The sequence below is a fragment of the Methanosarcina spelaei genome (assembly GCF_002287235.1).
GTDB classification, from domain to species: domain Archaea; phylum Halobacteriota; class Methanosarcinia; order Methanosarcinales; family Methanosarcinaceae; genus Methanosarcina; species Methanosarcina spelaei.
Genome location: NZ_LMVP01000112.1, coordinates 65,417 through 71,416 on the forward strand (window position 1 = coordinate 65,417; position 6,000 = coordinate 71,416).

Sequence of the window (6,000 nt, forward strand, 5' to 3'; positions counted from 1 at the left end):
AATCCCTTTTATAACGACTTTTTTGAAATATTACGTAGATACTCGGTATTCCAGTATCATACCAGACATTCTTGTATAACACCTGGCTATTTACAATATTATGCACTTTGCGTGATACTGAGGGGTCAAAGTAGTGTTAATAAGATTAATACTGAGTTTAAGAGATCAATGTGATATTAATACTGAGTTTAAGAAGTCAATGTGATATTAATCTGAGCTTAAGAAGTCAATCTAACATTAATCTGAGCTTAAGAAGTCAATCTAACATTAATACGAGATTAACACTTAGTTCATTGACATTGAGTCTACTTAAACATGAACTTTGATTCGTTATAGCTCAAGCTTTCCTGTACTCATTAACGGTTGCTAGCAGATTTTCAAAAGCCGAGTCTGTAATATCCTTCAGGGTTGCAATTTCCTGTCTATTAAGTTCAAGCTCGTTTTGTCTTTTCGAGAGGTAATTTCGCATTTCTTCGGGAGCGGGTCCACCGTCGATTTTTCTTCTCTTTACATTCGAAACCGGATTAAGGGCTTCTTTTACCATTTTCTCTGTGAGCCCCCGACTTGAAAGAGATTCGCCCAGCACAATTTCGGCTACTGAATCGATTTTTTCCAGAGTGGGTCTCTCCATCTCTCTTGCAAGCATTCCGACGATCTGATGGGCAGTCCTGAAAGGAATTCCGGTTTCCCGGACAAAGGTATCAGCAAGTTCGGTAGCAGTTGTAAAACCTGTAACTGACTGGGCAGAAAGCACTTCAGGATGAATTTTCATGGTTTCTGTCATCCCTCCCATGACCCTTACTGAAGCCCTTACTGTTTCCACAGACCGCCAGATGTTTGGAGTTGCTTCCTGAAGGTCCCGGTTGTAACTTAAGGGAAGCCCCTTGCAGATTGTAATCAGAGACATAAGTGCACCTACAGCTACTCCTGTTTTTCCGCGCATGAGTTCGGCAGTGTCAGGATTTTTCTTTTGCGGCATGATTGAGGAAGTAGAAGCGTACGTGTCGTCAAGTTCTATAAAATTGAATTCGGAAGAAGACCAGATCACAAGTTCTTCGGCCATACGGCTCAGGTTTATCATGAGATTTGTAAATCCTGAGGCGCATTCAATAAGAAAGTCCCTGGTACTGACAGCGTCCATTGAATTTTCAAGTAAGCCGTCAAAGCCCAGAAGCTCCCGGGTTCTTTTCCTGTTCAGGTTAAAACCCGTGGACGCAAAAGCGGCAGCTCCAAGAGGGCAGAGGTTTACCCTGGAATAAGCGTCCTGAATCCTGTCAAAGTCCCTGCCAAGAGCAGATTCGTGAGCGCAGAGGTGATGAGCAAGCGTTGTTGGCTGGGCATGCTGCATGTGAGTAAAACCAGGCATGAGAGTTTCGGTATGTTTTTCCGCAAGCGTTAGAAGCGTTTGCCTTAGCTCATGGATTTCTTCAAGCAGTCCGGTCAGCTCTTCCCTGAGCACCAGTCTGATGCAGGTCGCAACCTCATCGTTTCTGGAACGCCCTGAATGCATTCTGCCTCCAACGTCTTCCCCAACCATATCGATGAGTCTTGACTCAAGGGAGATATGGATGTCTTCATAGCTGAAATCAAGCCTTTCCATCCCTTCCTCCCGTACTTTCAAAAGCCCACTAAGGATTTTGCTGCAGTCCTCCTTATTTATAATGCCCTGCTCTCTCAACATTACTGTATGGGCAAGGTCAACTGCGATATCAGCATCAAAAATCCACCTGTCAGCTTCCATAGAGGAGGTATAACGTAAGATTTCCTCATCCTGGGCAGCTTCCAGCCTGCCTCTACGTAAAATATTGCTCATCGGGTTTCCTCTTCCTGAGTTTCTTCTTTTTTTCTTTTCAAATGATCGGTATGAATGTATTTCCTTAATGTCTGCGGCAATACTTTTTGTGAAACTAATATAAAATTTAATATAATGCTTATAAGATCTGTATGAGGCTTATAAGATTTAATATGAGACTTATGATTTATATGAGACTTATAAGATTTATATGAGACTTATAAGATTTATATGAGGCTTATAAGATTTATATGAGGCTTATAAGATTTATATGAGGCTTATAAGATTTAACATGAGACTTAAATGAAATACTTTTTGTAAGATTTAAGATAAGATTTGTCGCAAGATTTGTAGCGTGGTATTATTTCTAACGGTTAAATATGAATCGGTTTCCAGAGTTACCTGTAATTAATCATATCATACATGTAGTATCGGGTAAATGATTACTCTTTTAACGTTTTTCTACGACTTTTCAGTATGAGTTTTGGAGTTTTTCCTTATTTTTATACTCATTCCGTACTTTTATCTTTAATTACTGATCTGTTAAGTTTCCTCCTATATTCCAAAAAAGCTAATCATAGGAAAGCGTAAATTCTTCTGATGTCTGTTGTCTCTAAGTATAACCGAATTGCACCCATATACGAACTGATAGACCTGCCTCTGGAACTTTTCTTTTTTCGGGAATGGAGAAAAGAAGCCCTCTCAGACCTGAGCGGAAAAGTCCTGGAAGTCGGGGTAGGCACTGGAAGAAACCTGAAATACTACCCGGCAGATTGCCGAGTGATAGGAATCGACAAAAGCGAAGGAATGCTCCAGAAAGCTCGTGAAAAAGCCGAAGGCAGGAAAAATATCACTCTTTATCCTATGGATGCTGAACATCTTGAATTTCCTGATAACAGTTTTGATTACGTGGTCATAACTTTTGTTCTCTGCACAATCCCTGACCCTGTGAAAGCTCTCAGGGAAATGAGGCGAGTTCTGAAACCTTCAGGAGAATTGATAGCTCTTGAGCATGTTCACAGCGACTACCCTTTTATTGACTTAATAGAACATTTAATTAATCCGATTCTGTTTTTACTGCTAGGGGACCATACAACCCGGCATACCGTGAATAATATTGAAAAAGCCGGTTTCACTATTAAGGAAGCAAAAAAACTGGCTTTTAGGGATGTTTTCAGGAAAATAAGGGCAAGACCGTAAGGATTTTTTATTATTTACGGCAATAGAGTTGTATTATTATGAGGCAGACATTAAGACGCAATATTAAGACGCAGAGACAGCAAAATGATAAAAGTTACTGGAATGGAATTTTCCAAAATATAATCATCTAAAATCTGGAAATTGGATTTTGAATTCTCCATAGAATGTGAAGATGTAACGTACAATTTCTATATGAAACCAATAATGTATGGGGTTATCCAGTTGAAGTATAAAGTAAAAGGTTTCAAGTTTTTCAAATTCATTGTGTTAATCGTCTTTGTGGGAAGCCTCGTATATGGATGCTATGAATATAATGAATTTACTGCTGTTCCTGCTACAAGACTTGCTACTGGAAGTTACTATCCAGAGATGCCACCAGATAGCCATCACTACTATTTACAGTTGCCAATTGATCATAATGACCCCTCCAAAGGAAATTTCACGGACTTTTATATCCTTAGCCCTGCCTTTAAGCAGGGTCAGGAAGTGATTTTCTGGCTTTTTGATAACCAGCAGGAAGCGGTGGGGATGATTAATTCTTCCGATGATTTTGAGTATTTTGAAAATAACCTTGGAGGCCTTTCGTATGTGCTCATAGGCAACCGTGGAGTTAGTCCAACACTGTTTCCGGAAGTCTATAATAAAAACGGGACAATCAACTATAATCTTGCTTTAAAATTATATGGCTCGTCCCAACAAATTGAGGATATAGAAGCCGTAAGGCAGGATATGCAAAAAAAAGGACTTCTTCCTCCTGATGGAAAAATAATGCTTTATGGTGGATCAGGTGGAGGATTTCTAGTTCAGCAGTACCTGGACAAATACGGTTCCCATGTTTCTCGTGCACTTATTGAATTCAGTGGAGCTCCAGATATAGCACAACAACATAACGTAACTTTTGCCAGTAATTTATACGAGCAAAATCCAGATGCAGCAAAACTTTACTTTGTTTTATCCCAGAACGAGACAAGGACATCTCTGGCATTTACTATGTTCAAACTAGGTCTGGAAGGTGATAAAGAATCACAAACCAGAATCGTTGAAAGCCAGGTTGAAGGAGCGAAATTAAAGGATAAATATCTGTATTTTAAAAAGTGGATTAATCCTCCCTATAACTTTCCTTTAGTTAATTTCATAATTGGCATTCCCTCCGAACTGGAGGTAAAGGTAAGGATATATGAGTTGATAGGTGCGGATCTAAAGGAGTATAATCCTGCTTCTCCTCAGGAAGTAAATTTAATGTATGAATGGACCGGGGTCATCCTTGCTGATTTTTTAAAAGCTAACGCAGATGGCATAATCTCAGTTCCGCATTTCAGCCTGAATCGGTCAAATTACACAGGTGAGGTCATGGTGTGGTCTGGTACGAAAGATCAGGACTTTAACAAGCAGATGGCTAAATGGATTAGCGATTCTTATCCCAATTCTCAGCAAGCAATTTTCAACGATACGCATAAACGCGATAAATACGACGATTATTACTCTAATTTCAGGAAAGCATTTTTTATTACCGGATTAAACTCATCGGAAACGCAATCTTACTTTCAGGATGCTAGACAACTAAGAGCCTATCCTGAAAGTCCTGCTGCTCTAAATGTTATGCAAGCACATGGGAAATGAAGCATGTCAATGTAATTCTCAATTTTCTTTTCCCGTCTTATACTCAATCTTCTGACTCTATTTATCCAAGAATGTGTCCTTTCTACAATCCGTCTTCTTGCTCTAAAACTTGGTATCTCTATTCTTATGTTTTCCTCTCCACGGATTTGATATGCACATTATACCCATATTCTTTAACAATTCTCTGATATCAGAGGACTTCGATAAACCTCTGATTTCAACATATTACTTATATATCCTTTATAAGCAACTAGCCAAAAAGCTGGGTTTATCGAAGTCCTCATCAGTAAAATCATATCCTTTATCCATACACATATCCTGAATTCCTTCGTCTTTAGATGGTCTTTCATTGGTCATCGGTTAAGCACTAAATTCCTTCTCTTGAAGATGTTTTTATATGACAATACCTTAACACATGTATCTCTATGTCTCCTCGTCCCCCACCTACTCTTGAAGACTCTCTTCGGGAAATGTTTCCCGAAGAGTGGTTAAGGCAAACTGCCAAAGAAACTGGTCTTATAAAACGTGAGCGCAAAATTGACCCTGTCATCATCTTTTGGGTTTTAACTCTTAGTTTTGGCGTACGCTTGCAGCGTACACTTTCCAGTTTGAAACGAGAATATGAAACTGAGTCCCATAAAACCATAAGCGATAGCAGCTGGTACTATCGTTTTACTCCAGAACTAGTTGAGTTCCTGCATCAGTGCGTAATTCACGGCATAGAAGAACTTGCAAAAGAACCTGGTAGAAAACTTAGCAAGAAGCTCGAAAACTTCCAGGATATTGTCATTCAGGACAGCACAATTGTTCGTCTTCACTCTTCTTTATCAGATAAATTTCCAGCAGCAAGAGCAAGAACAGTAGCTGCTGGAGTAAAAGTCGGAGTTATGGTAAGTGCGGTTGCTAACGGCCCTAAAACCGTTGCTCTGTACTCCGAAAAATCAGCTGAGATAAAAACATTGAAAATCGGTCCCTGGATCAAAGACCGTATTCTCCTTGTTGATCTTGGTTTCTACAAAACTCAGATGTTTGCAAGGGTTGAAGAAAATGGGGGGTATTTCGTTTCAAGAATTAAAAAGAATATGGATCCTGTTGTTGTTTCAATAGAGGAAGGAATGCCTAAAACAAAGTGCAAAGATTTCATAGGGAAACCTATTAGTGAGTGCATTAAGCAACTTTCTGGAAAAGATATTGATGCAGTTGTAAAAATAGCATTCAAAAGAAGAGAATATAAAGGCAAGCAAAAACAGGATGAGATGAATGTACGTCTTGTTGCAGTATATAATGACGAGGATGAAAAGCACCACATTTATATCACAAATATTCAGAAAGAGATTTTGAATGCAAAAGATATTGCAAACTTATATGGAGCAAGATGGGACATAGAA

General features: G+C 39.2%; 4 protein-coding genes and 1 pseudogene. 3 read left to right on the forward strand and 2 right to left on the reverse strand.

Going from position 1 to position 6,000, the window contains the following annotated elements; genetic code table 11:
- Window positions 1–337 precede the first annotated feature (337 nt).
- On the reverse strand, window positions 338–1,813 hold the full coding sequence (gene argH, locus ASJ81_RS07635) for an argininosuccinate lyase (protein WP_095643968.1): 1,476 nt from the start codon (window positions 1,811–1,813) through the stop codon (window positions 338–340).
- 579 nt (window positions 1,814–2,392) lie between these two features.
- On the opposite strand from argH, the gene ASJ81_RS07640 reads away from it, so the two are divergent.
- Window positions 2,393–2,992 carry a class I SAM-dependent methyltransferase gene (locus tag ASJ81_RS07640; RefSeq protein ID WP_095643969.1) on the forward strand — a complete coding sequence of 200 codons (600 nt, stop codon included), beginning with the start codon at window positions 2,393–2,395 and terminating at the stop codon, window positions 2,990–2,992.
- A 222-nt stretch (window positions 2,993–3,214) separates the two neighbouring features.
- Window positions 3,215–4,612, forward strand: coding sequence for a hypothetical protein (locus ASJ81_RS07645; RefSeq protein WP_170943233.1), 1,398 nt, complete (start codon window positions 3,215–3,217; stop codon window positions 4,610–4,612).
- Here ASJ81_RS07645 and ASJ81_RS24770 read toward each other — a convergent pair.
- Window positions 4,561–4,960 (reverse strand): annotated as a pseudogene (locus ASJ81_RS24770) (transposase); the annotation flags it as partial. The gene ASJ81_RS07645 and the pseudogene ASJ81_RS24770 overlap by 52 nt on opposite strands.
- A gap of 77 nt (window positions 4,961–5,037) precedes the next feature.
- Between ASJ81_RS24770 and ASJ81_RS07655 the strand changes: the two are divergent.
- Window positions 5,038–6,000 (forward strand): IS4 family transposase (locus tag ASJ81_RS07655; protein WP_095643260.1); only part of this gene is annotated, 963 nt, incomplete at its 3' end.

Bases quoted from the DNA above. Each gene is read 5' to 3' on its own strand.
- argH (WP_095643968.1), bottom strand. From the start codon at position 1,813: ATGAGCAATATTTTACGTAGAGGCAGGCTGGAAGCTGCCCAGGATGAG.
- ASJ81_RS07640 (WP_095643969.1), top strand. From the start codon at position 2,393: ATGTCTGTTGTCTCTAAGTATAACCGAATTGCACCCATATACGAACTG.